This is a genomic window from Pollutimonas thiosulfatoxidans (assembly GCF_004022565.1).
GTDB lineage: Bacteria > Pseudomonadota > Gammaproteobacteria > Burkholderiales > Burkholderiaceae_B > Pusillimonas_D > Pusillimonas_D thiosulfatoxidans.
This window is the reverse complement of record NZ_CP022987.1, coordinates 2507182-2533015: the sequence shown is the minus strand read 5'-3', so window position 1 is coordinate 2533015 and position 25834 is coordinate 2507182. Positions and strand designations below refer to the sequence as shown.

Here is a 25834-nt window from a genome sequence, read left to right as displayed (position 1 = left end):
CAGCTCTTTCCTAAACTCATCCCAGGCCTAGCCGCTTGATCAGTACCGGCCTTTGTCAAGGAGTATTGGGCAAGGCCGGCTTCTTCGGTCCGTATTAACTGACAACGATTCAAAGCGAGATCTCCCGCATTTACCTTCTCTCTCTCTCCCACCCGTTCAAGATCGACCCGGGTACTTCGGAGTCCGAGGCCACCGCAAGACAGCGCCGTTCAATTGGACATATTGCAAAAGGTGTGCACGGGCGGGTGGCGGGGTGGCGCATTGGGCACGCCGGCTATCAGTGCGGATCAGGGATGCAAGGCCGCGACTGTTTGAGGCGGGGGCTTTGGATAGCCCGGGGGGCTATCCATCCGCCGAGTTTCGCGGCCGCCCTGATCCGCACTGATAGCCGGGAAGTCCGGCTCTGCCGGACCGTGACCATTAAGCCGCCCCGCCACCCGCCCGTGCGCGCCTTCTTAAGAACCCAATAAACAACCCCACTTCAGTAAATCCGCGCCTCTCCCTCAGGCCGCGTCTTGAACCTCCTATGCACCCAGTAGTATTGGGGCGGATCCACCTTCACCCAGCTTTCGATCAAGGTATTCAGCCGCGCCGTTGCTTCCTCTGGCGTATCGTCGCCCGGAAAGTCTTCCAGAGCGGGCAACACATCCACCTGATACTGTCCGGACTCGGCGTCCAGCCGGCTGATAATCGGCACGATCGCGGCATCCCAGGCGCGGCCGATTTGCGCTGTCGCCAACAAAGTGGCTGCTGGTACGCCGAAGAAAGGCACGAAAACGGCGCCTGCGCGCCCGAAGTCCATGTCGGGCAAATAATAGACAGGGATGCCGTTGCGCAGATGGCGCATCAGGCCGCGCACGCCATCGTGCCGACTGACCAGGTTCACCTTGTTGAAGCGGCCGCGTCCTTCGCGCACCAGTTGGTCGACATCCTGATCGCTTTGGCGCGTATACATGGTGGCCGACTCTTTCAGGTACATGGTCAAGCGCGTTGCGGCGGCGTCCAGCCCAATGAAGTGCGGCGCCAGCAAAATAATGCGTCGTTCGGCCTTCAGTAGTTCGCCCAGTCCGTCCAGCCCCGTAATTTGTATGGTTTGCTTGATGTCTTCGGGTTTGCCAAACCAGCACAGGCCGCGATCCACGACGGATTGCGCAAGCAGGTAAAAGTGCTGGTGGAACCAGGCGTCACGTTGCCACTGGGGTGCGTCGGGAAAGCACAGTTCCAGGTTGGTGCGTACGATGTGAGCGCGTGAACGCATCGTGCGCGATGCCAGCCAGCCCAGGGCGCGCGCCCAGCGTTGACGCGTCGCTGCGGAGCAGCGGCCAAAATAGGTGAAGACGGAACGAAGAACAGGAAGCTTGTTGACTCTCATGCGGCGGCATCCCCCGGGCGGGGTGGCGCCTCTGGTGGAATCTTGTAACGGTTATAGCTCCACAGGTATTGCTGTGGAAAACGGCGGATCAAGGTTTCCATGGCGCGGTTGATAGCCGCAGCAAGGGCTTGCGGATCGCGCTCCAGGGGCTCGGGCAAGCGCAGGTAGTGGATGCGCCAACCCTTGCCCCCGGGCAGGCGTTCACCCGCCGTGAGGATAACGGCCACCCCTGTTTGCAAGGCCAGTTTGCCGGCCAAGGTCATGGTGTAGGCTTGTTTGTCGAAGAAGGGGGCCCAGACGCCCTCGCCGCCGCTGGGTACTTGGTCGGGCAGCATGCCCACGGCTTCCCCGCGCTTGAGGGCCCGCACGAACTCGCGCACGCCTTGCATGTTGGCTGGCACAGCCTTCAGGCCCGAGGTGTTGCGCGCCTGTTCCATGAGGGGCTGCAAAAACTCCTGGCGCGGCGGGCGGTACATGACGGTGATGGGGCCGTGCTGGATCAGGTAGCGGGCGGTGATCTCGAAGCAACCCAGATGCGGGGTCAGGTACAGAATGCCGCGGCCCTCGGCCAGCGCGGCCCGCACGACCTCATCGTCATCGCTGTGCGTAAGCCGTAAACACGCTTGCCTGCGCAGCCATACCTTGGGCGTTTCCATGACCATGGCGCCGGTTTCTGCGGCTGCCTGTCGTGCGAAGTCTCGTTCCGGGTAGCCGGCCTGGGCCGCGTTGGCTTGCAAGCGCTTGCGATAACGACCCGGCCAGGCGTATACCAGCCGACCGGCCAGACGGCCCAGGCCATGCAGTAGTGGCAGTGGCAAAAGTGCAAGCAAGCGAAACAAAGCCAGGAGCATAGACGCGGACAATAACCCTTATATAACCAATGAGAAAGGATACATGGCTGCATTTTCGCTTAAAATACGGTTCATCGCTGAGTTAACCGACAACTTGCGGGGCGATGGCCGTGGTGCAAACCGCGTGCAAAAAATCCGCTAAAGCGTCGCGCCCTGATCACCGCTGCAAAGCAACGTCCGAGGTGCAACGCGTTTCGTTCAACCTCCATGCCGGTATTTTCCGGCGCTTTACAGGACGCATCGCTGTGGCAAATAACGATTTCCTCTTTACTTCCGAATCCGTCTCCGAAGGTCACCCCGACAAGGTCGCTGACCAAATTTCCGACTCCATCCTCGACGCCATCCTAGAGCAAGACCCCACTGCCCGCGTGGCGGCAGAAACCCTGTGCAACACCGGGCTGGTCGTGCTTGCCGGAGAAATCACCACGACGGCCAACGTCGACTACATCCAGGTGGCGCGCGACACCATCAAGCGCATAGGCTACGACAATACCGAATACGGTATCGACTATAAGGGCTGCGCGGTGCTGGTGGCCTACGACAAGCAATCGCCCGATATTGCGCAAGGCGTAGATCGCAGCAGCGAAGAAGTGCTGAACCAAGGGGCCGGCGACCAGGGCCTGATGTTTGGCTATGCGTGCGACGAAACTCCCGACCTCATGCCTGCTCCCATTTGGTACGCTCACCGCCTGGTGCAGCGCCAAAGCGAGTTGCGCAAAGACGGCCGCCTGCCCTGGCTGCGCCCGGATGCCAAGTCGCAAGTCACCTTCCGCTATGTGGATGGCAAGCCTGCCGAAGTCGACACCGTGGTGCTGTCAACGCAGCATGCGCCCGACATCTCGCAAGCCGAGATCCACGAAGCCGTCATCGAAAACATCATCAAACCCAGCTTTCCCGACGGTTTGCTTACCCCCAAGACCAAGTTCATGATCAACCCCACGGGCGTGTTCGTGATCGGCGGCCCTCAGGGCGACTGCGGGTTGACCGGACGCAAGATCATCGTCGACACCTACGGTGGCGCTTGCCCGCACGGCGGCGGCGCGTTCTCGGGCAAGGATCCCTCCAAGGTCGACCGCTCGGCTGCCTACGCCGCACGCTATGTGGCCAAGAACATCGTGGCCGCCGGGTTGGCTCGCCAGTGCCAGGTGCAGGTCAGCTATGCCATCGGCGTGGCCGAGCCCATCAATATCACGGTTTACACCGAAGGTACCGGCGTGATTCCGGACGAGCAGATCGCCCGTCTGGTGCGCGAGAACTTCGACCTGCGCCCCAAAGGCATCATCAATATGCTGGACCTGTTGCGCCCCATCTACGCCAAGACGGCGGCCTACGGCCACTTTGGCCGTGCCGAGCCCGAGTTCAGCTGGGAAGCATCCGACAAGGTGCAAGCGCTCAAGAAGGCCGCCTAAGCATGAAAATCACCGAAGCGCAGCGGGGCGCAAGCCCTGCGGGCCCTTCGGGGCGGGACGATGCGCATAGCCTGCATGTCAGCGACTCACCCTGTGTAGCCGTGTGTTCGACTTTGTACGACGACATCTGTCGTGGTTGTGGGCGCACGGCCATGGAAGTGGCCAACTGGGTGTTCCTGGACGAGGCCGAAAGGCTGGCCGTCTGGAAGCGCATCAAGGCGCAGGGTTACCCCAAGCGTCAGGGCTGACGCGCCGCATCCTGTCACAGAATTTTTTTCAGGCCTACGTTACAATCTGCCCTTCCTGAGGAGCGCTGCGACGGTACCCCCGCTAGGCTCAGGACTTCTTTTCGTTTCAACGGCGCTCATCATTCCCTGTTCCAGGCGAAGATGAGCACTTGTTTTCATGGTGCTTCGGCTGGTACGGGTTTACCGGAGCTCTACCATGAACACTATTGCCGAAGCCGGCCTGAACGACTACAAAATTGCCGATATCGCCCTCGCAGGATGGGGCCGTCGCGAAATTGCGATCGCTGAAACTGAAATGCCCGGGCTGATGGCCACGCGCGAAGAGTACGCAGCCGCGCAACCGCTGAAGGGCGCCCGCATCGCGGGTAGCCTGCACATGACCATCCAGACGGCTGTCCTGATCGAAACGCTCAAGGCCTTGGGTGCCGAAGTCCGCTGGGCATCGTGCAATATTTTCTCCACTCAAGATCACGCTGCCGCAGCGATTGCGGATGGCGGCACGCCGGTATTTGCCATCAAGGGCGAAACGCTGGAAGATTATTGGCAGTACACGCACGCGATCTTTGAATGGCCCAATGGCCAGCATGCCAACATGATTCTGGACGACGGCGGCGATGCCACGACGCTGCTGCACCTGGGCGCCAAAGCCGAAAGCGATATCTCTGTACTGGCCAAGCCGGGCAGCGAAGAAGAGCGCGTGCTGTTTGCCTCCATCAAGGCCCAGTTGGCGCGCGACCCGAAGTGGTATTCAACCCGCTTGGCCGAGGTTCAGGGCGTAACGGAAGAAACCACCACCGGCGTGCATCGCTTGTATCAGATGTCCCGCAAGGGTGAGCTGGCGTTTCCTGCCATCAACGTCAACGACTCAGTCACCAAGTCCAAGTTCGACAACCTGTATGGCTGCCGCGAGTCGCTGGTGGACGGCATCAAGCGCGCCACCGACGTCATGATCGCCGGCAAGATCGCGGTTGTGTGCGGCTTTGGCGACGTGGGCAAGGGCTGCGCGCAGGCTTTGTCGGCGCTGCGTGCGCAAGTGTGGGTAACGGAAGTTGACCCCATCTGCGCGCTGCAGGCATCCATGGAAGGCTACAAGGTCGTGACGCTGGACGAGGCCGCCGACAAGGCTGACATCTTCGTGACGGCTACCGGCAACTATCATGTGATCACGCGCGAGCACATGGAGCGCATGAAAGACCAGGCCATTGTTTGCAATATCGGTCACTTCGACAACGAGATCGATGTTGCCGCTGTGGAAGACCTGCAGTGGGAAGAGGTCAAGCCGCAAGTCGACCACATTATTTTCCCCGACGGCAAGCGCATCATCCTGCTGGCCAAGGGCCGTCTGGTAAACCTGGGTTGTGCCACGGGTCATCCTTCTTTCGTGATGTCGGCGTCGTTCACCAATCAGACCATCGCGCAGATCGAGCTATACACCCGAGGCGAAGCCTACGAAAAAGGCCAGGTCTATGTGCTGCCCAAGCATCTGGACGAGAAGGTCGCGCGCCTGCATCTGAAGAAGCTGGGTGTGAATCTGACCGAGCTGCGTCCCGATCAGGCCGACTACATCAACGTGCCGGTAGCGGGCCCCTACAAGCCTGATCACTATCGCTATTAAACCCAAGGAGCATGTGTGATGGAACTAATTCTTGTCTGGATTCTGAATGCGGTGGCCTTGTTGATCGTCGCTTATATCTTGCCCGGCATTACGGTAGCCTCGTTCGGCTCGGCCCTGATCGCCGCACTGGTACTGGGCCTGCTGAATACGCTGGTCAAGCCCGTGCTTATTTTGCTGACCCTGCCCATAACCATAGTGACACTGGGCTTGTTTCTGCTGGTGCTCAACGCGCTGGTATTCTGGTTTGTCGGGTCGGTGCTTAAAGGGTTCCAGGTCAATGGATTCTGGTGGGCATTGCTGGGCGCACTGGTCTACAGCATTGTGTCGGGTCTGCTGTCGAGATTGCTGACTTCATGACGACACAGCAAGCTATCAGCCTGGAGTTTTTTCCACCACGCGACATTGCCGCCCAAGAACGACTGGTACGCTCGGCCAAGCAGTTGCTGGCCTTGCACCCGGCTTATGTCAGCGTTACGTTCGGGGCGGGCGGATCCACCCGCTCGGGTACTGCAGAGACGGTCAAGCTTATGCAGAACCTGGGTTGCGATGCCGCGCCGCACCTGTCGTGCATCGGGGCATCGCGAGCCACGCTGGGCGAGATCCTGGATGCCTATCGGGCGCAGGGTATCAAGCGCATCGTGGCGCTACGCGGTGACATGCCTTCGGGCATGGGCGGAGACGCGGGCGAGCTGCATTACGCCAGCGAACTCGTCGCCTTCATCCGCCAGCACAGCGGCGATGCATTCCATATCGAGGTAGCCGCTTACCCCGAAATGCATCCACAAGCCAGTAGCGCACAGGCCGATCTGGATCATTTCGTGGCCAAGGTGCAGGCGGGCGCCGATAGCGCCATTACGCAGTACTTTTTCAACGCCGATGCCTACTTCGATTTCGTTGAAAGGGTACAGGCGCGCGGCATCAACGTACCGGTGGTGCCGGGCATTATGCCCATCACGAATTACGCACAGTTATCGCGTTTTTCGAACATGTGCGGCGCGGAGATTCCCCGCTGGATCCGCTTGCGGCTGGCCGATTTCGGCGATGACAAGGCCTCCATCAAGGCGTTTGGCATCGACGTTATCGGCAAGCTGTCACAAGACCTGCTGGACAAGGGCGCACCCGGCTTGCATTTTTATACGCTTAACAACGCGGACGTCACGATGGCGATCTGGCGTCAGCTGAGCCTGGACGCTTAAAGTACCGGCGCCGGCACGGCCCAGCCTTTGTCGGTCAGGATGGCATCCAGTTTTTCGTCGTGGGGCGCCGGCACATGGCCTTGGCCAGAAAGGTCGCCGGTGGCCCAGGCTATGCCTATGCTGGTAAAGCTGTGGCCTTGTGCCTTCAGTTCGGCCAGCGTCCGATCGTAATAGCCTTTGCCATAGCCCACGCGGTCCCCTTCGCGGGTATAGCCCAGTGTCGGCACCAGGATGACATCGGGCAGCGGCGCGACCGCACCTACGGGCTCCTGGATGCCGTAGGCGCCTTCCTGCAGTTCGGCATCGGGCGTCCAGAAGCGAAACTGTAAGGGCGCATCCGGAGCCGTGACGACGGGCAGGGATACGCGGTATCCTTCTTCTTCCACCCACTGTTGCAGCAGCGGCTGCAGCGTGGGTTCTTCCGCCGTAGACCAGAACGCCGCAATATGCTTGGGCTCGGGTCTGCCGGCTTCCCGTAATCGGGTGCGCGTTGTGGCCAGCCAGGTATACAAGCGTCCTCTGATCAGCAAGGCGCCCCGGTTTCTATCGACGGGGGCTTGCTCGGCACGCAGTTGTTTCAGGCGTGCCCGTAACGGGACTGCGCTATTCTCTATTTTGTTATTCATGGGCGGTATGAGGTGGAACGATTCAATATGGTAGCCAATAGACAACGGTATCAGAAAACCCCGAAACATTCTGCGCCCCGGCGGCCCGGATATCCGCAGATTGCATTATGGCTGTCTCTGGGTTTGGGCCTGACGGGCTGTGCCGGCGCCGAACGCAGCGACGCCGTGGCCGCCGCCGAGCCGCCCGCTACGACAGCTTCTGCTCAGGCAGCCACCCCGGCGTCCGACCAGTTCGCTGGCGCCATCCAGGTGGCATCGCTGCAAAACACCAACGTCGATTCCGTCCTGCTGGTCACGCCGCCGGCCGCGCGTAAGGCCGTCATTGCCGCCCGCGACGCCATGCAAAAAAAGCAGTGGGCCGCGCTGCAAAGCTTGCTGCCCATCGCGAAGTCCGATCCTGTGCTGGGTGTCTACCCAGAGTACTGGATGCTGCATCAAAAGCTGATCGACCCTACACAGCCAGTGCCGGACGAAGCCATGCGTGAGTTCATGGCGGCCCACCCCACTGGTTATCTGGCCGATCGCCTGAAGGGCGATTGGCTGGTGGCGGCCGCCCGTTCCGGCAACTATGCCCTGGCGGCCAGCCTGGGCCCTGTCGTCAACAGCAACGCCAGCGAAACATGTTCTTATCTGCTGGCGCTGCACATGACCGGCAAACGCGTCAACGCGACCCAGGCCATGGACGCCTTCAAGTCCACGTCAGCATGCTGGACCATGCTGGATCAGTTCGCAGACAGCAAGGTCGTCGGATGGAAAGATCTGCAAGGCTTGCTGCGCGCTACCCTGGAAACCAGCAAGTCCGCCGATACACGCCGCGTGGCGGCCATTATGTTCGACGGGGCCCAGATGCAGCAGTACACGGCCCTGATGCAAAACCCCAAGAAGTGGCTCACCGGCCGCAAGCCGCCCAAGTCGCTTGCTGACATCGAATTGGTCACCATCGCCTTGTCTCGCCTGGCCTACGGCAACCAGCGCGAAAGCAACGCTGCCTACGTCGAGCGCGAATGGGCCAAGGCCATTCCCAAGGCCGACCTGCAATGGGTATGGAGCCAGTTCGGATTGGTCGCCGCCCTGAATGTCGAGCTGAATGCCATCGATTGGTATCGCAAGTCCGGCACGGCTCCCATGACCGATTACAACCATGCCTGGCAGGTTCGTTCCGAACTGCGGCAGCCGCGCATCGATTGGGATCAAGTGGCCAAGGCCATACGCCGGATGACAGCCCAACAGGCGGCCGAGCCGGTGTGGGTGTATTGGTATGGTCGATCCCTGGCGGCGCTGGGCAATCAGCAAGCCGCCACACAGCATTTCCAATCCATCGCGCACGAGCTGAACTTTTACGGTCAGTTGGCCAGCGAAGAACTCGGCCATACGCCGTCCTTGCCGCCCGCGGCAGCGCCGGTGACAGAAACCGAAATGCAGGAGGCGCTACGCCACCCCGGCTTGCAGCGTGCGATAGCCTTGTTCGACCTGGGCTGGCGGCCAGAGGCTGTGCCCGAATGGAGCTATTCGCTGCGCGGCATGTCTGATCGCCAGTTGTTGGCAGCGGCCGAGCTGGCCCGCAAAGAGCATATCTACGACCGCGTGGTGAACACCTCGTTGCTGACCAAGAACGAAGTGGATTTCTCGCAGCGTTTCATTGCGCCATTCGAAGGCCGGGTTTCAGAGAAGGCGCGCGAGATCAACCTTGATCCTGCCTGGGTATATGGCCTTATCCGCCAAGAGTCCCGCTTCATTACGGACGCGCGTTCGCGGGTCGGGGCGTCGGGCTTGATGCAGTTGATGCCGGCCACGGCGCGCTGGGTGGCACGCAAGATAGGCATGAAAGACTTCCAGCCATCGTCGGTCAACGATTTCGACACCAACACCATATTGGGCACCAATTATCTCAGCATGGTGCTTAACGATTTGAACGGCTCCCAGGTGTTGGCAACGGCCGGCTACAACGCTGGCCCGGGCCGACCCGTGCAGTGGCGCTCCAAGTTGAGAGCCCCCGTGGAAGGCGCCATCTTTGCCGAAACCATCCCCTTTACCGAGACACGCCTGTATGTCAAGAATGTGCTGTCGAACACCAGCTACTACTCAATGATGTTTACCGGCAAGCCGGATTCGCTTAAAGAGCGGCTGGGCACGATTTCACCCGCGCCCAACAAGCGGGTGGCCCTGCCTTGACTGGCACGGACAAACCCGCGGTGGATGCCGCCCACGATCCGGCCATCGCCGGCCTGGATGTCTATATTGTGGGGGGCGCCGTACGCGACGAACTGCTCGGTTTGCCCGACAGTGATCGCGATTGGGTCGTAGTGGGAGCGACCCCGGAAGCGATGTCCCGGCGCGGGTTCATTCCGGTTGGGGGCGACTTCCCCGTATTCTTGCATCCGAAAACCAAGGAAGAGTACGCGCTGGCACGCACCGAGAGAAAGTCCGGTCGCGGATATAAGGGCTTTACTTTCCATACCGGCGTGGATGTCACACTGGAAGACGACCTGCAGCGCCGCGACTTGACCGTTAATGCCATTGCCAGGGCGCCCGACGGACGCCTGATCGATCCGCTGGATGGGCAGGCCGACATACTTGCAAAGGTGTTGCGCCATGTGGGGCGAGCCTTCGTGGAAGACCCAGTGCGATTGCTGCGGCTGGCCCGTTTTGCTGCGCGCTTCCATGACTTCACCATTGCACCGGAGACCTTGACACTTGCCCGCCAGCTGGTCCAGGACGGCGAGGTTGACGCGCTGGTGCCAGAGCGCGTGTGGCAAGAGGTAGCCAAGGGTCTGATGACGCAACATCCGGGACGGATGTTTCAGGTGCTGGCCGCCACGGGAGCCTTGCCTCGCGTCACGCCAGGACTGAATTTTGACGAAGCTACGCTAACTCCCGAGCTTGAAGCCGCCGCGCAGGCCGGGTTGGGGCTGGCGCCGCGCTTTGCGCTGGTATGCCGGCTTTCGGAGGCGCCGCAAGACATCGGTCGTCATCTGCGCGCGCCGGGCGAGTGCCAGGACTATGCGCGCTTGCTGCCTGGTGTGCTGGATGCCTTGCACGACGATGATGCGCCCACAGAGGCCAATGCCTCGGCAAGCCAGCTGCGCTGGCTGGACCTGATGGAGCGCTGCGATGCCATGCGCAAGCCCGCACGCTTTCTCGAATTGATCGATACCGCCGCCTGCGTTGACTCGCTTAGCGTCAATGCTTCGGCATGGCAGCAACGTGTCCAGGCCTTGCGCTCGATAGACGCCGGGGCGATCGCGCAAAACCTGCAGGGCGAGCCGCAGCGTATCAAGCAGGCAATGCGCGAAGCGCGCTTGCAGGCGCTGGCTGATATCGGTCCATAAGCGCCGAGCGGGGCTCGACTGGCGGCCAAGGCAGATTAAAGCCTGTCGCGTCGGTCGCCGCGCTGAAAGCCTATCAGCCCTTCATCGATATGGCGCCCAACTGCCAGCACTTTGAACAGCTCGCCCATCTCGGCCTCGGACAACAGCTTCTGAACTGCCGACAGCGCGGCTGGGCTCTGCGTGATCAATAGGTCGGCAATGCCGGCATTCATCAGGAAGCGGGCTTGCGATGTGTAGCCCAACACCTGAAGGCCGGCGTCCAGGGTAGCATCGGCCATGGCCGTGAAGTCCACATGCGCGGTGATGTCTTGCAGGCCCGGATAGATCAGGGGCTGGCTATGTGCGTGGTGGCGGAAGTGGCACATCAGCGTACCTTCCGCCCGCTGCGGATGGTAGAACTCCCGCTGCGGAAAGCCATAGTCGATCAGCAGTGCCGCGCCACGCTCCAGCCAGTCACCGATGTGCCGCATCCAGGCTTCGGCGCGCAGGTTGATCTCGGATTGGTAGCCGGGCAAGGCGGGCATGCGTGCCGAGATGGTGTGACTGAGCGCCGGGCTGGCCGCGCGCTGCGCAAACTCAAACGGCAAGGCCTGGTCAGCGCTTGCAGACAAGCGCACACCCACCTCCATCACCTGTCCATCGGCGGCCCATTGGAACAAGGTGGCAGGCATCGCATCCAGCACTTCGTTGGCCAGCACGCATCCGGCAAAACCCACCGGCAGGGTATCGAGCCACACGACGTCTGGCGCGAAGTCGGCCAGTCGCTCTTGCTGGCGCGCCCGCAGATCGGCAGAAACTTCCAGAATCTGATAGCGGACCGGGATGCCGGCGTCGCGCAAGACGGGGATCAATGATGCCGCCAGGGCGCCAGACCCTGCGCCGAATTCCAGCACCGTGGTCGAGTTCGAAAGTTGCAAGATTTGCGCCACTTGCCTGGCCAGGGTCTGGCCAAACAGCGGGGTGGATTCGGGAGCCGTAGTGAAGTCGCCGGTGGGCAGGACGCCGCCAAATTTGGTGTTGCCGGCAGCGTAATAGCCCAGTCCGGGTGCATACAAAGCCAAGTCCATCCATTGTTCAAATGGCATGAAACCGTCGGGCATGGCCGATATGGCATCGGCCAGATGACTATGCATGGCATGCAAGTGCTTGACCAGATGGTCTTCGAGCGGGGGCAGGCCTGGCGGCAGCAAGCTGGTCGTGTTCATGGGTTCTTTCTCTTTTTCATGAGATACAGCGAATAGCCCATGGATATCAGGAAGGCCACCAGCAAGCTGACGACCAGAGCCACAATGAAGTTGTTGAACACAATCCAGAGCGGGAGCGACAGCAGGAAAGCCATCAGCAATGGCTTGTGCATAAGCAGTTTCATGGCGGACAGCGTGCTTCAGTGGTATCGACAGCCTGCTATTGTAGTGTCAGCCATCTTTTCGGTCGCCCACAGAATAAACTCCAGAAGATCGCGCTCACGCACATGGGGTAGGGGTCGAAGGACGGGAGTAAGCCTTCACACTTTATCGTCTGAAAGCGTGCGGGTCTACGCTCAAAAGATGAGGCTAAATACGCCGGTGATGGTAAGAAGGCCTACGATGAAAACAATTCCCAGTATCCATAGCAGTATTTTCATGCTTTATCCTCTAAAACGGTTTGGGGCGTCAAAGGGAAGCAAAATTTGCGCCTGACTTCATAAAGCCCGTTCAACGTCCCACTCTGTATCCAAGTCATGGGATGCGTCTACGGATTGTAGTGGTCAATCTGTAAGTGCCACTCGCACGGCGTCCGACACTACATCCATACATAATCACCAACGCATCAAGCTCAAACTAAAAGGCCTGAGTCCGGTGCAATACCGAACCCAGGCCTTGAGCCCTTAACAGGAGTGGCGTCTGTTCTTCTAAACCGGCTGCGCACTGGCGCAGCCGGTTTATTCGTGCGTAGCCTTATGCGGCAAAGTCGCTACGGCGCGCGGCACTCTTGCCACGGGTCGATGTCGGCTTGCCGGCAAAGCCAGGGCGTGCCGTGGGGCGGGCGCCAGGCTTGGCTGGGCCTTTATGTGCGAACTCTGGACGAGCCGGCCGTGCGGGACGATCGCCAAAAGCAGGGCGGTCGCTGTTGCCCTTGTAGCCGCCGGTGCTGCGCGCTTCGCCGCCGAAGCTCTTGCGACTGTCGCTGGCACGGTCGTAGGACGGACGGCCTTCGTAGGCAGGACGCTCGCCGGTGTGAGCCGGACGGCCTTCGTAGGCGGGCTTGTCGCCAAAGCGCGGCTTGCCTTCGTACGCTGGCTTGTCACCAAAACGTGGTTTGCCTTCGTAGGCCGGCTTGTCGCCGTAGGCGCGGTCGCCGCCGGGCTTGCGGCCGTATGCGGGCTTGGCGCCGCCGTAGCCGCTGCGAGGAGCAAAGCTCTTGCCGCCGGGCTTGCGGTCCGTGTAGGTGGGGCGGGCCGTTTTCTTGGGCTCCAGGCCTTCGATGACTTCCGACGGAATCGGTTGGCCTATGAAGTGCTCGATGCGGCGTATTTTATGGCGCTCGGAATGCGTGGCCAGCGTGAATGCCAGGCCGCTGCGACCCGCGCGGCCGGTACGGCCGATACGGTGCACGTAGTCTTCGGCCTGCATGGGCAGGTCGTAGTTCACGGCGTGGCTGATGCCCTGCACGTCGATACCGCGTGCGGCGACGTCGGTAGCCACCAGGATGCGCAGTTGGCCTTTTTGCAGCATGCCCAGGGTACGGGTACGCTGGCGCTGGTTCATGTCGCCATGCAGTGCGGCTGCGGCAAAGCCTTGACCGGACAGGCGGTCAGCCAGGTCGTCGGCGCCACGCTTGGTGGACGTAAAGACAATGGCCTGGTCCAGGTTGGCGTCGCGCAGCAGGTGGTCCAGCAAGCGCATCTTGTGGCCGTTGTCGTCTGCATACAGCAGGCTTTGCGTAATGTTGGAGTGCTTCTCTTTTTGGCTGGACATCTCGATCTTTTGGGGATCGCGCATCATCTTTGCTGCCAGGCGCGCAATCGTGCCATCCAGCGTGGCCGAGAACAGCAAGGTCTGGCGGTCTTTTGGCGTGCTGCCAACGATGGTTTCAATATCTTCGATGAAACCCATGTCCAGCATGCGGTCAGCTTCGTCCAGCACCAGCGTGTGGACGGTAGACAGATTAACGCGCTTGGCTTGCAGGTGATCGATCAGGCGGCCGGGGGTCGCAACCAGGACATCGACGCGGCGCGACAAAGCCTTCAGTTGGGCGCCGTAAGGCATGCCGCCAACAACCACGGCAATGCGCAGGTCTTTGATATGGGCGCCGTACTGCTTGGTGGCTTCCGCAACTTGCATGGCAAGCTCGCGGGTAGGGGTCAATACCAGCACCTGCACGCCAGTGCCCTTGTTGGGCGGCATGTTCGAGATGCGGTTCAAGGCGGGAAGCATGAAGGCTGCGGTTTTGCCGCTGCCGGTTTGCGAAGAGACCATCAGATCCTGGCCTGCCAGGGCCTTGGGGATGGCCGCTGCCTGGACTGAAGTGGGCTCGGTAAAGCCGGATTTCAGGACGGCAGACAACAGGGCAGGCACGAGACCTAAAGTTTCGAAAGACATGAGTATCCTTTGCCGTGGTAACGGCATACACATAGCGGGGGCATTGATAGTGAGCCCGGAGCGCTGGTTGATTGGAGCATCGTGCCGACCAATCAACCTAAAGTGCAGCGTAGTCTTAAAGACGCGGCGAAAGGCTCGGGGGTCAGGGAGCGATGGTGTTCGACATGGGTGCTGAGAAAATCAGACAACTGCTATGGGGCAACGAATGCTGCCTTGAAAATGTCGACGCGTGAAAAATGCAGTGCGCAAATTATAAACGTTTTCGCAGTCGGGGGAAACCCCTATGTTGTGATGCGGCAACGAGCGGCATGTAAAAGCCGGTTTTTTCTAGGCAGGCTGCAGCCAGTCGATAGTGGCTTGGCCTTGTGCTTGCAGCCAGGTGTTGGTTTTTTCGAAGTGCCCGCAGCCTATGAAAGGAACCGGCGGGCGCTGCGCTGACAGCGGCGAGGGATGATTGGCCGTCAACACCAGCATGGGGCCGCCCTTATGCTCCGCCAGCAGTTTTTGTTTGCTTTGCGCGTGGGCGCCCCACAGCAAAAACACCTTCGGTTGGGGTGTTTCGGCGACGCGGTGAATAAGCGCGTCGGTAATCTGCTCCCAACCCTTGCGGGCGTGTGAGCCGGGTTGCTGCGCCTCGACCGTCAGGGCGGCGTTAAGCAAGAGCACCCCCTGACGAGCCCAGTCTTCCAGGTCATTGCGCTGGCGTAGGGGCGTTCCGGGGTACTCCAGCGCTATCTCCTTGAAGATATTGCGCAAGCTGGGCGGGCGCGGGCAGGCGTCGGGTACGGAAAACGCCAGGCCCTGCGCCTGGTTGGCGCCATGATAGGGGTCTTGCCCCAAAATAATGACGCGCACTGCGTCGGGCTCCATATAGCTCAGTGCCCGAAAAGGGTGGCGCGGGAAGATCTGCGCCCCCGCTTGAAGGCGATCTGCCAGATAGCTGTGCAAGGTTTTCAGTGCCGCTTGGGCCGCCGGGGTCTGCAGCGCCGCGGCCCAGGCAGAGCTTAGCCTGCTTACATGCACATCCAGCGGCTCTTCGAGCGTGTTCTGAGCCGTTTCGAACAGATTACGTTGCGCCATGGCAGTCTCGCTACAAGACCGCCAAGGCGGCTTGCAAGGCGTCACGATACGCTGCTAATTGCGCACTGATCGCAGCGCGCCGCTCTTGCCACGCCTGCTGGTCCGCCACAGTGCGCGAGGGTGGCGCCGCCCAGATCGGTTCCGGAAAGTGCGTGTCGACCATCCACCGCGGAATGACGTGCCAGTGCAGGTGGGGCACGACGTTGCCCAGTGCGGCAAGGTTCACCTTGTCGGGCTGAAGGATCTGGCGCTGCACCCGTTCAACAGCCCAGACGGCCTGCATGAGCTCGTGGCGTTGCTGCGGGCCGAGCTCGGTCATTTCAGACACATGGCCGTTCCAGATTACTCGCGTGAACCCCGGGTGATCGCTATCGTTTACCGCAATAACGCGCAACTGGCTGCTGCGCCACAGGACGTCTTCAGCGTTGCTCTGGCATAGCGGGCAGTTGGCAAGCGTCGTCATGCCGCAAAGAAGAGTTCGTGCATGGCCACGCCCGGTTCAGGCGCGCGCATGAAGGCTTCTCCGACCAGGAAGGCCTGGATGTCGTGGTCGCGCATCAGTTTGACGTCTTCGGTGGTCAAAATACCGCTTTCCGTAATCACGCGCTTGCCTTCGGGCACGGCCGCGAGCAGGTCCAAGGACGTTTTCAGCGATGTTTCGAAGCTGCGCAGATTGCGGTTATTGATGCCGATTAAAGAGGTCTGCAACTGCAGCGCCGTATCCAGTTCGGCCCTGTCGTGCACTTCTACCAGTACATCCATGCCCAACTCCATGGCCGCGGTCTCGAACTCGCGCAATTGCTGCGGTGTCAGTGCCGCGACGATCAGCAATATGCAGTCGGCGCCCAGTGCCCTGGCGTGGGCGATCTGGTAGGGATCGATCATGAAGTCCTTGCGCAAGACGGGCAGTGCACAGGCTGCGCGGGCCTGGCGCAAGTAATCGTAAGACCCCTGGAAGAACTTGACGTCCGTCAGTACCGACAGGCAGGCTGCGCCATGGGCGGCATACGAGGTGGCGATATCGACAGGGTTGAAGTTTTCGCGTATGACGCCGCGGGAAGGCGAAGCTTTTTTAATCTCTGCAATAACGGCAGGTTTGCCCTGGGCGATTTTTTCTTCGATCGCCAGGGCGAAGCCGCGTAAATCCTTGCGGCTTTTTGCCTCGCGCAGCACATCGGATTCGCTGCGCATCTGGCGCGCGGTGGCGACCTCTATTTTTTTGGTTTCAAGTATGTTGGCGAGAATGTCGTTCATGCGCTAAGTGTCCGGGTGTAAGTGCAGAATTCATCGAGCTTGGCGCGCGCTGCACCGCTGGCAATCGCCTCGAAAGCAAGTTTCAGGCCATGCTCGATGGAGTCGGCCTGGTTGCCCGCGTAAATCGCCAGGCCGGCGTTAAAGCCAACGATATCACGAGCCGGTCCGGCCACGTTGTCGAGCGCCTGCAGCAGCATTTGTGCCGACTCAGTGCGGTTGCCAACCTTGATGGAGCGGTTCGACACCATGGGCATGCCAAAGTCTTCCGGGTGAATCTCATATTCGCGCACCTGGCCGTCTTTCAGCTCGCCGACCAGCGTGGCTGCGCCCAGTGACGCCTCGTCCATGCCGTCCTTGCCATGCACGATCAGCACGTGCCGCGAGCCCAGCCGTTGCAATACACGAACTTGTATGCCGACCAGGTCAGGGTGGAACACGCCCATCAACTGGTTAGCCGCCCCGGCCGGGTTGGTCAAGGGTCCGAGGATATTGAAAATCGTGCGTACGGCAAGCTCTTTGCGCACGGCCGCCACGTTCTTCATGGCGCCATGATGAGCGGGCGCAAACATGAAGCCGATGCCGATACGTTCGATGCTCTCGGCTACCTGCTCAGGACTAACCATGACGTTGGCGCCCAATTCCTCCAGTACGTCGGCGCTGCCGGATGAAGACGAGGCACTGCGGTTGCCGTGCTTGGCGATCTTGACGCCCTGGGCCGCCGCAACGAACATTGCCGCAGTGGAAATATTGAAGGTGTTGGAGCCGTCGCCCCCGGTGCCGCACATATCGAGCAGATCGCCCGCGCAGGCGGTGTGCACCGGCAATGCAAACTCGCGCATCACCTCGGCTGCGGCGGTGATTTCTCCTACGGTTTCTTTCTTGACGCGCAAACCCATGATCAGGGCGCTGGCAATCTGGGGAGTCATCTCGCCGCGCATCAGCATGCGCATCAGGTGCAGCATTTCGTCATGGAAAATCTCGCGATGCTCGATGCAGCGCAGAAGGGCTTCGTTGGGGGTGATGGTCATGGTCGGGGTTCCGTCAGTGGGTTTGTTGTTATGAGATGTCCAGGAAATTCTTGAGCAGGGCATGTCCGTGCTCGCTGAGGATGGATTCGGGATGGAACTGCACGCCATAAACGGGCAGGGTCTTGTGACGCAAGCCCATGATTTCGCCGTCCTCGGTCTGCGCAGTAACTTCCAGGCAGTCGGGCAGCGTGTCGCGCTCTACCGCCAGCGAGTGATAGCGCGTCACGGTGTACGGCGACGGCAGGCCGGTAAAGAGGTCGGTACCGGTATGGGTAATCGGCGACACCTTGCCATGCATCAGTTCGCGCGCGCGCACGACATTGCCGCCAAAGGCTGCGCCGATGGCCTGATGCCCCAGGCACACGCCCAGAATCGGCAGCGTGCCGGCGAAGTGCTTGATCAACTCTACCGATATGCCGGCCTCTGCGGGCGAGCAAGGGCCGGGCGAGACGCAGATGCGCGCCGGTTTCAAGTCGGCAATTTCAGCCACCGTGGTCTGATCGTTGCGCAGCACCCGAACGTCTTCACCCAGTTCGCCAAAATACTGCACCAGGTTATAGGTAAACGAGTCGTAGTTATCGAGCATCAATAACATGTGAATTCTCCAGAGGCATGCATTAAATGGGTTCGTCCAGTCCAAACTGGACTTGTTCGGCGGCGCGCAGTACGGCGCGTGCCTTGGCCTCTGTTTCCTGCCATTCTTTTTCGGGATCCGAATCAGCCACGATGCCGGCGGCCGCTTGTACGTAAAGCATGCCGTCCTTGATGATGCCGGTGCGTATGGCAATGGCGACGTCCATCTCGCCGCCGTAGCTCAGGTAACCCGCCGCACCGCCATAGATGCCGCGCCGCACGGGTTCGAGCTCGTCGATGATCTCCATGGCGCGCACCTTGGGCGCGCCGGTAAGCGTGCCCGCCGGAAAGGCGGCGCGCAGTACGTCCATATTGCTCATGCCATCATGCAATTGGCCCGATACGTTGGACACCAGATGCATGACGTGCGAGTAGCGCTCTATGGTCATGGTATCGGTAACCTGCACGGTGCCAGTCTTGGCCACCCGGCCTACGTCGTTGCGCGCCAGGTCGATCAGCATGACGTGTTCGGCGCGCTCTTTCGGATCGGCCAGCAGCTCTTCGGCCAGTTGCAGGTCTTCCTCGGGGGTTGCGCCGCGTTTGCGCGTGCCGGCCAGCGGACGGATCGTTACCATGGTCTTTTCGCGGTCTGCTTCGTTGATGATTTCCTGCCTGACGAGAATTTCGGGCGAGGACCCCACCACCTGGAAGTCATCGAAATTCCAGAAATACATGTAGGGGGATGGGTTCAGCGAACGCAGCGAGCGGTACAGCGACAAGGGCGAATCGCGAAACGGCTTGGCGATGACCTGGCCGACCTGCACTTGCATGAGATCGCCGGCGGCGATGTATTCCTTGGCTTTCAGGACCGCGTCTATGTAGTCCTTCTTGGCGAAGTCGCGCCGGCTTTCCGTTTGCATGCTGGCGTAGGCATAGGGAATCACGACAGGCGTACGCAGCTTCTCGCGCAGGATCTTCAAGCGGCGTCGCGCAAGGGCAAAGGCTTCGGGTTGCGACGGATCGGCGTAGACGATCAAATAGGTGCGGCCAGCCAGGTTGTCGACGATGACCAGTTCATCGATATGCAGCAGCATGATGTCCGGCGTGCCCTCGTCCTGGCCGGCAGGGAAGGGCTTGGTAGCCGCGCCCAGACGCGGTTCGATGTGCCTGACGGTGTCGTAGCCGAAATAGCCGGCCAATCCGCCCGCGAATCGTGGCATGCCGGGGCGCAAGGCCACCTTGAAGCGGGCCTGGTAGGCCTCGATGAAGGCCAGCGGGTCGCCTTCGTGCGACTCGACAACCTGCCCCTGGTGCACCACCTCGGTCAATTGCCCGCTGGATCGTATGACAGTCTTGGCAGGCAGGCCGATGAAGGAATAGCGTCCGAAGCGTTCGCCACCGACCACCGACTCCAGCAAGCAGCTGTTGCGGCCGCCTTCGGGGCCACTATGTGCAAGCTTCAGGTAGATGGCCAGCGGTGTGTCCAGGTCTGCATAGGTTTCCGCAATGAGCGGTATGCGGTTGTAACCCTGCGCCGCGAGCGCGTTGAATTCGATTTCTGTCATGGTCTTCTCTGTTGGGGTGCATACAGGCCGGGACAGGAATCAAAAAAGCCCGGCCAAATTTTGGTTCCGGGCTTAGCTTCTTCTGGTAATGCTGACGGCACACGAAGACAAGGTCTTGGAGCCGGGAGTGGATTACCGCTACCCAGAACACAAACGCCACCAGCGCCAATTGGCGCGGAGCGTGGTGGGGTAATAAAGGGTAGCGGTCATGTTTTTGGTCTGGATTTTATTGGCGCGCCGCCCACTGGGCAGCCTGCGCTATGGACGTAACTATATCATCGACTTCAAGAGTGCGCACGTCCATGCCTTCGTTATAACCATAAGGAACGGCCAGCACGGTGATGCCCGCGGCCTTGGCAGCCAGTGCATCATTGACCGAATCGCCGATGGCCAGCGCCTTGGAGGGGGGCACGTCCAGCAGCTCGCAGGCATGCAGCATGGGCATGGGATCGGGCTTTTTCTCTTCGCAGGTATCGCCGCACACCACACCAGAAAAATAAGAGGCAATATCGAAGCGTTCAAGCAAGGGGACGGTAAATTCGGTCGGCTTGTTGGTGACGACAGCCATCTTCACACCAGCCCGGGCGAAGGCTGCCAGGCCGTCAAGCACGCCGGGGTACAGGGTGGCCGCGTCCCCATTGACGGCATGGTAGTGCCGCCCGAAGCTCTCCAGACCCCGTGCCATTTGCGCCGGGTCGGGCACCGTGGCTGCCGGATTATTGGCCAGCGTACGTTGCACCAGATTGGGGGTGCCTTTGCCCACATAGGTGGCAAGCGTGGCTTGCGGTAGCGGCGCCAGCCCCAGCTCCTCGCGCATGGCGTTGGCCGCGTTGGCCAGGTCGGGGATGGTATCGAGCAAGGTGCCGTCCAGGTCGAACAAAATGGCGTCAAAACGCATGGGTGGGTTTCCTTATAGTGGGCAGCAGTACACATGGCTGTCACATGCGCTTGCTACATTCCTTTTCGCCTTCCGGCCTTCTGCCGCGGGGCGTGCAATATGAGGTGTGCGTTATGGCTGCTGCATTGAAGAAGCGACGAGTCAACCGCGAGGCCGCGATCGTGGGCGATTTTTATGCTCATAGCGTGGCATTGCTGGCCACGGTCCGGCAAACGATGGCGGGTCAGGCGGCGACGGATAGTTCGTCGCAGCTTAGGTCGAGATCGATTCGCCCTTCAGAATTTCCTTCCGCAAGGCATCAATGACGGTTTTATAGTCTGGCTGGCTGAAGATGGCCGAGCCGGCAACGAAGCTGTCTGCGCCTGCGGCCCGGATGGCAGCAATGTTGTCTACTTTGACCCCGCCGTCGATCTCCAGGGCGATGGGCTGGCCGCCATCTTGCTGCCAGGCATCTATCTTGCGTCTGGCCTGCGTAAGCTTGGCAAGCGTACCCGGAATGAAGCTCTGGCCGCCGAAACCGGGGTTGACCGACATCAGCAGCACGATATCCAGCTTGTCCATGACGTAGTCCATCCATTCGAGCGGCGTGGCCGGGTTGAAAACCAGCCCTGCCTTGCAGCCATGCTCTTTGATCAAGGACAGCGTGCGGTCAGGATGGCGCGATGCCTCTGGGTGGAAGGTAATGATGTTGGCGCCGGCCTTTGCGAATTGCGGGATAATGGCGTCTACCGGCTCGACCATCAGGTGCACATCTATGGGTGCGTCCGTGTGCGGACGTATGGCGGCGCACACCATGGGCCCTATCGTCAGGTTGGGCACGTAATGGTTGTCCATCACATCGAAGTGGATCCAGTCGGCGCCGGCCGCAACAACGTTACGGACTTCTTCGCCCAGGCGGGCAAAGTCGGCGGCAAGCAGGCTGGGGGCGATACGGGTAGGGCGGGTAAAGGGCATGTCGGTCAGGAAGCAAAGCGGCGAATATGTCATTATTGCAGGTAAGCGCTGATATTCCTGTTAAATACGGCTGAACCATTTACTGGAACCCGAAAAATGAAGCCTTACGACATCAAGGTTATCGTTACACCGCAATATTTGCCGGATCAGTCCGAGCCTGCGGAGCAGCAATACGTCTTTGCCTATACCGTGCGCATTACCAACAGCGGGCAGCACGCCGCCCAGGTCATCAGCCGGCACTGGATCATTACGGACGGCAAGCAGCAAACGCAGGAAGTCCGTGGACTGGGCGTGGTGGGTCAGCAGCCCCTGCTGAACCCGGGCGAGTCGTTCGAGTACACCAGCGGCTGTCCCTTGCCCACGCCAGTGGGCACCATGCGGGGCACCTACCACTGTGTCGGTGAAAACGGCATTCCCTTCGAGGTGCCCATCCAGGAATTCGTTCTGGCGATGCCGCGCACCCTGCACTGATTCTGTCGTTTATTGCGAGATTTATGAAACGTATTCTGCTTTCTTCGCTTTTGTTGGCTATGTTGGCAGCCTGCAGTTCGGTGCCGATCGAGTCCGACACGCCTGCCACGGCTACACCCGCCGCCGGCGCCGTCAATATTGCCGAGCAGCCGCTGCGCGTACCGCCCCTGGCTTCATTGCCGGACACCCCGGCACGGCCTTTGGCTGGAAAGTTTCAACAGGCGTCCTGGGCCACCTTGCCGGGCTGGCAGGCCGATGACCTGACACAGGTATGGAAGGCATTCGTCAATAACTGCAAGGGCTTGATGCGGCCGGTGTCCGGGTCGTTGGCCATGCAGGCCAGGGCCACCCCCCGTGCCTGGCAACCGGTATGCGCGGCGGTCGCGCAGTCGGGGCTGGGCGAGCAAGGCGCCGATGCGCAGGCGGTGCGCCAGTTTCTGCAAACCCATCTGCAGCCATGGCGCTTGCTTGACGCCAGCGGCAAGCCCGCACGCAATACTGTCACCGGTTACTACGAGCCGCTGGTTCATGCCGCACGTGAGCGTGGGGGCGAGTATCAGTGGCCTCTTTATGCCGCGCCTGCCGACCTGCTGACCATCGATCTGGGCACGGTCTATCCGGAACTGGCCGGCAAGCGGGTGCGCGGCAAGTTGGTCGGCAAAAGAGTAGTCCCTTACGACACCCGAGCCGAGATTGCCGCCACGCCAACTCGACAGCCGCCTGTCATTGTCTGGGTCAATGATCCTGTCGAGGCCTTTTTCCTGACCATACAAGGCTCCGGTCGCGCGCAACTGCCCAATGGCGAGACCATACGGGTGGCCTATGCCGACCATAACGGCCGGCCCTACCGTTCGATAGGCCAATGGCTGGCAACGCAAGGCGAGCTGCCGCTGGCCCAGGCATCAATGCAGAACATCAAGGCATGGGCCCGCAAGAATCCGAAGCGCGTGCAGGAAATGCTTAATGCCAATCCCGCCATGGTGTTCTTCAACGAAGAGACCGTTACCGATCCAGAGCTCGGCCCCAAGGGTGCTTACTCCATACCGCTGATCGGACAGCGCTCGGTGGCCGTCGATACCCAATTCGTACCGCTGGGTGCACCGCTATTTCTCAGCACCCAGTATCCGGCGTCCTCCAAGCCTCTGCAGCGGCTGGTCTTTGCTCAAGACACCGGCGCTGCAATCAAGGGCGCGGCGCGCACAGACTTTTACTGGGGTTTTGGCGAGGAAGCCGGCGCCTTGGCCGGGCGCATGAAGCAGCCCGGAGAAATGTGGGTGCTTTGGCCCAAACAGGCAGGAGCCCCCAGCGCACGATGAAGAAAGAGTCCGTCGTCATATGCGGGACCGGCATAGTCGGGCTGGCAACCGCCTTGGGACTGACCAAGGCCGGTTTCGACCTTACCTTGCTTGGGCCGCGCAAGGCACCGGGCGTAGTGCAGCCCGACGTTTACTGCCCCCGGGTGTATGCAATCTCGGCGGCCAGCCAGGCGCTACTGGCGCGCCTGGGCGTATGGTCCATGATGGATGCTGGTCGCGTGACGCCCGTGGAGTCCATGGAAATCTATGGCGATGCAAGCGGCATGGTGAATCTGCATGCCTGGCAGGCAGCCGAAACAGAGCTGGCCTGGATCGTCGAATCCAGCGAAATGGAGCGAGTGCTGCAGCAGGCGGTGCAGGTCTTTGGCATTTCGTGGCTTACCGAAAAGTTCGAGCGCCTGGAAAGCCGAACCGTGTTCACGGACACCGGCCGCGCCATGACGCCCAGCTTGCTGGTGGGCGCGGACGGCGCCGCGTCGCCGGTGCGGACTGCAGCAGGTATCAGCCAGCAATCGCGCGCCTATGGCGATACCGGCGTGGTTTGTCACCTGACCTGCGAGCTTCCTCACCAGCATGCAGCACTGCAATGGTTTACCGGCGATACGGTATTGGCCCTGTTGCCCATGCCCGACACGGCGGATGGTCATCAGGTTTCCATGGTGTGGTCGATGCCGGAGGCCATGGCTGCCGAACTGCTGGCCATGCCGCAGGAACAACGCAGCACCACGCTCGCGACTCGCCTGGCGGCCGCCACGGGTGGTCGTTTGGGTGCATTGCGTGTGCGTAGCCCCCTATTCGGTTTCCCCTTGTTCCTGCAGAGTAGCGGTATGGTCGCGCCGGGCGTTGCACTGGTGGGCGACGCCGCGCATCGCGTGCATCCGCTGGCAGGGCAGGGGCTGAATCTGGGACTGGCCGACGTGGATGCCTTGGTGCAAACGCTGACCAATAAAGAGCCGTATCGCAACGCCGGCGATATGCGGGTACTAAACCGCTATCGCCGCGTGCGGGCTGAACCCCTTTTGGCGATGCGCCTGGCAACTGATGGCTTGCATCGTCTTTTCGCGGCCCAGGCGGCTCCGCTTGCCTGGGCACGTAATGCAGGCATGCAATGCGCTGACCGTTTACCGTTTATCAAACGTCTGCTTATCGGCGCAGCCGCCGGCCGACACTAGAACAGATTATCAGGAGTAGTGGCATGAATAACCCCTTGAAAGCCTGGCTGGCTGCCATCGCATTGATTGCGATGCCTCTGGCCACCACATCGGTCTTCGCTCAAGCGACGATCACGACCAACGACAACCGGATCGAGACCCCGGCCAATGTGCTGTCGACGCAAGGCAACGAAGGCGCTAAACCGGCCGATGTGCTGTCGACAGAAGGCAACGAGAATGCCAAGCCGGCCAAGGTGTTGACGACTCGCGATCTGGCGACGCCGCAGGAAGTCCGCAAGTCATTCGAGACGCGCTTTCCGGGCATCGAGATTGTTGCGGTTGTACCCACACGTTTTCCAGGCATCTACGAGGTGCAGGTTGGCATGGATGTGCTGTATACGGATGCCAACGTGGACTACATTTTGCAGGGCTCGCTGATCGACGCAAAGTCGCGGGTGGATCTGACGGCAGAGCGCCTTGAAGAGTTGACGCGAGTGCCGTTCGCCTCGCTGCCGCTGGACGATGCGATCAAGCAGGTGAAGGGGGATGGCTCGCGCCAGATTGCGGTGTTCGAGGACCCGAACTGCGGGTACTGCAAGCGTTTGCACGAGACCTTGAAGGGCGTCGATAACATTACGGTTTATACGTTCCTGTTCCCGATTTTGTCGCCGGATTCGACGGTAAAGGCGCGCAATATCTGGTGCGCGGAGGATCGTGCGGCGACGTGGAATGCATGGATGCTGGAAGGCAAGGTGCCGGCGGAGCTTAACTGCGAGACGCCGCTGGAGACGAACCTGGTGCTGGGGCGCAAACTGCAAGTGCAGGGGACGCCGGCGATTGTGTTTGCCGACGGCAGTCGGGTGAATGGGGCGCTGCCTTTAGATGCGCTGGAGCGGAAGCTGGCTTCAGTTAAATAGCTTGTAGGCTGCTGGCTTGTATAAGTACGGAATTTGGTTTCTTAAGAAGGCGCGCACGGGCAAGCGGCGGGGCGGCTTAATGGTCACGGTCCGGCAAGCCGGACTTCCCGTCTATCAGTGCGGATCAGGGCGGCCGCGAAACTCACAACGTCCGGGCAGTGCCCGGACAAGCGTGTTGTTCGAACAGTCGCGGCCTTGCCTCCCTGATCCGCACTGATAGCCGGCGTGCCCAATGCGCCGCCCCGCCGCTTGCCCGTGCACACCTTTTACAGTAGCTCAGGTTGAACGGCACTGGTTGCTGCGGACTTGAGATGCAATAAACCGCTGTTGGTGTGAGGTGCCAGCACCCGTATGGGGTGGAGAGAAGGTATATGCGAGAGACCCGGTTTCGAACCCAGAC

General features: G+C 60.7%; 26 protein-coding genes, 1 pseudogene and 1 riboswitch. Of the genes and pseudogenes, 12 read left to right on the top strand and 15 right to left on the bottom strand.

Features of this window, described 5'->3' with window-relative positions:
• Positions 1–481: 481 nt before the first annotated feature.
• Together CKA81_RS12280 and CKA81_RS12275 are read right to left on the bottom strand one after the other, a co-directional pair.
• Positions 482–1372: a lysophospholipid acyltransferase family protein gene (locus CKA81_RS12280; protein WP_128355517.1), complete on the bottom strand. Its 891-nt coding sequence runs from the start codon at positions 1370–1372 to the stop codon at positions 482–484.
• The gene (locus CKA81_RS12275; RefSeq protein ID WP_128355516.1) at positions 1369–2223 is read right to left on the bottom strand and encodes a lysophospholipid acyltransferase family protein; all 855 of its coding nucleotides are present in this window, start codon (positions 2221–2223) and stop codon (positions 1369–1371) included. The genes CKA81_RS12280 and CKA81_RS12275 overlap by 4 nt, the downstream gene beginning before the upstream one ends.
• A 245-nt stretch (positions 2224–2468) precedes the next feature.
• On the opposite strand from CKA81_RS12275, the gene metK reads away from it, so the two are divergent.
• The 5 genes from metK to metF all read left to right on the top strand — a co-directional run bounded on the left by metK (position 2469) and on the right by metF (position 6691).
• Positions 2469–3632: a methionine adenosyltransferase gene (metK, locus tag CKA81_RS12270; RefSeq protein ID WP_164878391.1), complete on the top strand. Its 1164-nt coding sequence runs from the start codon at positions 2469–2471 to the stop codon at positions 3630–3632.
• A 2-nt stretch (positions 3633–3634) separates the two neighbouring features.
• Positions 3635–3880, top strand: coding sequence for a DUF1289 domain-containing protein (locus CKA81_RS12265; RefSeq protein WP_128355514.1), 246 nt, complete (start codon positions 3635–3637; stop codon positions 3878–3880).
• A gap of 51 nt (positions 3881–3931) precedes the next feature.
• Positions 3932–4005, top strand: a riboswitch (S-adenosyl-L-homocysteine riboswitch).
• A gap of 71 nt (positions 4006–4076) precedes the next feature.
• On the top strand, positions 4077–5495 hold the full coding sequence (ahcY, locus tag CKA81_RS12260) for an adenosylhomocysteinase (RefSeq protein WP_128355513.1): 1419 nt from the start codon (positions 4077–4079) through the stop codon (positions 5493–5495).
• Between the two features lie 18 nt (positions 5496–5513).
• Positions 5514–5852, top strand: coding sequence for a phage holin family protein (locus CKA81_RS12255; protein ID WP_128355512.1), 339 nt, complete (start codon positions 5514–5516; stop codon positions 5850–5852).
• Positions 5849–6691: a methylenetetrahydrofolate reductase [NAD(P)H] gene (metF, locus tag CKA81_RS12250; RefSeq protein ID WP_128355511.1), complete on the top strand. Its 843-nt coding sequence runs from the start codon at positions 5849–5851 to the stop codon at positions 6689–6691. The genes CKA81_RS12255 and metF overlap by 4 nt, the downstream gene beginning before the upstream one ends.
• On the opposite strand, the gene CKA81_RS12245 is transcribed toward metF, so the two are convergent.
• On the bottom strand, positions 6688–7317 hold the full coding sequence (locus tag CKA81_RS12245) for a 5-formyltetrahydrofolate cyclo-ligase (protein WP_128355510.1): 630 nt from the start codon (positions 7315–7317) through the stop codon (positions 6688–6690). The genes metF and CKA81_RS12245 overlap by 4 nt on opposite strands.
• Before the next feature lie 27 nt (positions 7318–7344).
• Here CKA81_RS12245 and CKA81_RS12240 point away from each other — a divergent pair, with 27 nt between their 5' ends.
• Positions 7345–9489, top strand: coding sequence for a lytic transglycosylase domain-containing protein (locus CKA81_RS12240; RefSeq protein ID WP_128355509.1), 2145 nt, complete (start codon positions 7345–7347; stop codon positions 9487–9489).
• Positions 9490–9509: 20 nt separating this feature from the next.
• On the top strand, positions 9510–10646 hold the full coding sequence (locus CKA81_RS12235; protein ID WP_128356782.1) for a tRNA CCA-pyrophosphorylase: 1137 nt from the start codon (positions 9510–9512) through the stop codon (positions 10644–10646).
• A 35-nt stretch (positions 10647–10681) separates the two neighbouring features.
• Here the strand turns inward: CKA81_RS12235 and CKA81_RS12230 are convergent, their stop codons facing one another.
• The 3 genes from CKA81_RS12230 to CKA81_RS17595 all read right to left on the bottom strand — a co-directional run bounded on the left by CKA81_RS12230 (position 10682) and on the right by CKA81_RS17595 (position 12270).
• On the bottom strand, positions 10682–11851 hold the full coding sequence (locus CKA81_RS12230; protein WP_128355508.1) for a class I SAM-dependent methyltransferase: 1170 nt from the start codon (positions 11849–11851) through the stop codon (positions 10682–10684).
• A complete protein-coding gene (locus CKA81_RS17095; protein ID WP_206750839.1) occupies positions 11848–12003 on the bottom strand; it encodes a hypothetical protein in 156 nt (51 codons plus the stop codon). Before CKA81_RS17095 ends, CKA81_RS12230 begins: the two co-directional genes overlap by 4 nt.
• 183 nt (positions 12004–12186) lie before the next feature.
• Entirely contained in the window at positions 12187–12270 is an 84-nt protein-coding gene (locus CKA81_RS17595) for a hypothetical protein (RefSeq protein WP_449421227.1), read from the bottom strand.
• 147 nt (positions 12271–12417) lie between these two features.
• Between CKA81_RS17595 and CKA81_RS12225 the strand changes: the two are divergent.
• Positions 12418–12517 (top strand): annotated as a pseudogene (locus CKA81_RS12225) (IS3 family transposase); the annotation flags it as partial.
• 66 nt (positions 12518–12583) lie between these two features.
• Here CKA81_RS12225 and CKA81_RS12220 read toward each other — a convergent pair.
• The 9 genes from CKA81_RS12220 to rpe form a co-directional block, all read right to left on the bottom strand.
• Entirely contained in the window at positions 12584–14227 is a 1644-nt protein-coding gene (locus CKA81_RS12220) for a DEAD/DEAH box helicase (protein WP_128355507.1), read from the bottom strand.
• Between the two features lie 327 nt (positions 14228–14554).
• Complete coding sequence (locus CKA81_RS12215) at positions 14555–15307, bottom strand: uracil-DNA glycosylase (RefSeq protein ID WP_128355506.1); 753 nt, start codon at positions 15305–15307, stop codon at positions 14555–14557.
• A 10-nt stretch (positions 15308–15317) separates the two neighbouring features.
• Entirely contained in the window at positions 15318–15770 is a 453-nt protein-coding gene (locus CKA81_RS12210; RefSeq protein WP_128355505.1) for an HIT family protein, read from the bottom strand.
• Positions 15767–16561, bottom strand: a complete 795-nt coding sequence (trpC, locus tag CKA81_RS12205) for an indole-3-glycerol phosphate synthase TrpC (protein WP_128355504.1) — start codon at positions 16559–16561, stop codon at positions 15767–15769. Before trpC ends, CKA81_RS12210 begins: the two co-directional genes overlap by 4 nt.
• Positions 16558–17589 (bottom strand): anthranilate phosphoribosyltransferase, encoded by a 1032-nt coding sequence (gene trpD, locus CKA81_RS12200; RefSeq protein ID WP_128355503.1) that lies wholly within the window; start codon positions 17587–17589, stop codon positions 16558–16560. The genes trpC and trpD overlap by 4 nt, the downstream gene beginning before the upstream one ends.
• 28 nt (positions 17590–17617) lie before the next feature.
• A complete protein-coding gene (locus CKA81_RS12195) occupies positions 17618–18184 on the bottom strand; it encodes an anthranilate synthase component II (RefSeq protein ID WP_128355502.1) in 567 nt (188 codons plus the stop codon).
• A gap of 22 nt (positions 18185–18206) precedes the next feature.
• Positions 18207–19727, bottom strand: coding sequence for an anthranilate synthase component I (gene trpE, locus CKA81_RS12190; protein ID WP_128355501.1), 1521 nt, complete (start codon positions 19725–19727; stop codon positions 18207–18209).
• 226 nt (positions 19728–19953) lie between these two features.
• Positions 19954–20625: a phosphoglycolate phosphatase gene (locus CKA81_RS12185; RefSeq protein WP_128355500.1), complete on the bottom strand. Its 672-nt coding sequence runs from the start codon at positions 20623–20625 to the stop codon at positions 19954–19956.
• 252 nt (positions 20626–20877) lie between these two features.
• The gene (gene rpe / locus CKA81_RS12180) at positions 20878–21612 is read right to left on the bottom strand and encodes a ribulose-phosphate 3-epimerase (protein ID WP_394342514.1); all 735 of its coding nucleotides are present in this window, start codon (positions 21610–21612) and stop codon (positions 20878–20880) included.
• A gap of 63 nt (positions 21613–21675) precedes the next feature.
• Between rpe and apaG the strand changes: the two genes are divergently transcribed.
• Genes apaG through CKA81_RS12160 form a run of 4 tightly spaced genes read left to right on the top strand, consistent with a single transcriptional unit; the run spans position 21676 to position 25434 of the window.
• Positions 21676–22050, top strand: a complete 375-nt coding sequence (gene apaG / locus CKA81_RS12175; protein ID WP_128355499.1) for a Co2+/Mg2+ efflux protein ApaG — start codon at positions 21676–21678, stop codon at positions 22048–22050.
• A 23-nt stretch (positions 22051–22073) separates the two neighbouring features.
• Positions 22074–23366: a murein transglycosylase A gene (gene mltA / locus CKA81_RS12170; protein WP_128355498.1), complete on the top strand. Its 1293-nt coding sequence runs from the start codon at positions 22074–22076 to the stop codon at positions 23364–23366.
• On the top strand, positions 23363–24538 hold the full coding sequence (locus CKA81_RS12165) for an FAD-dependent monooxygenase (RefSeq protein WP_128355497.1): 1176 nt from the start codon (positions 23363–23365) through the stop codon (positions 24536–24538). Before mltA ends, CKA81_RS12165 begins: the two co-directional genes overlap by 4 nt.
• A 23-nt stretch (positions 24539–24561) precedes the next feature.
• On the top strand, positions 24562–25434 hold the full coding sequence (locus CKA81_RS12160; protein WP_228255713.1) for a DsbC family protein: 873 nt from the start codon (positions 24562–24564) through the stop codon (positions 25432–25434).
• Positions 25435–25834: the final 400 nt, after the last annotated feature.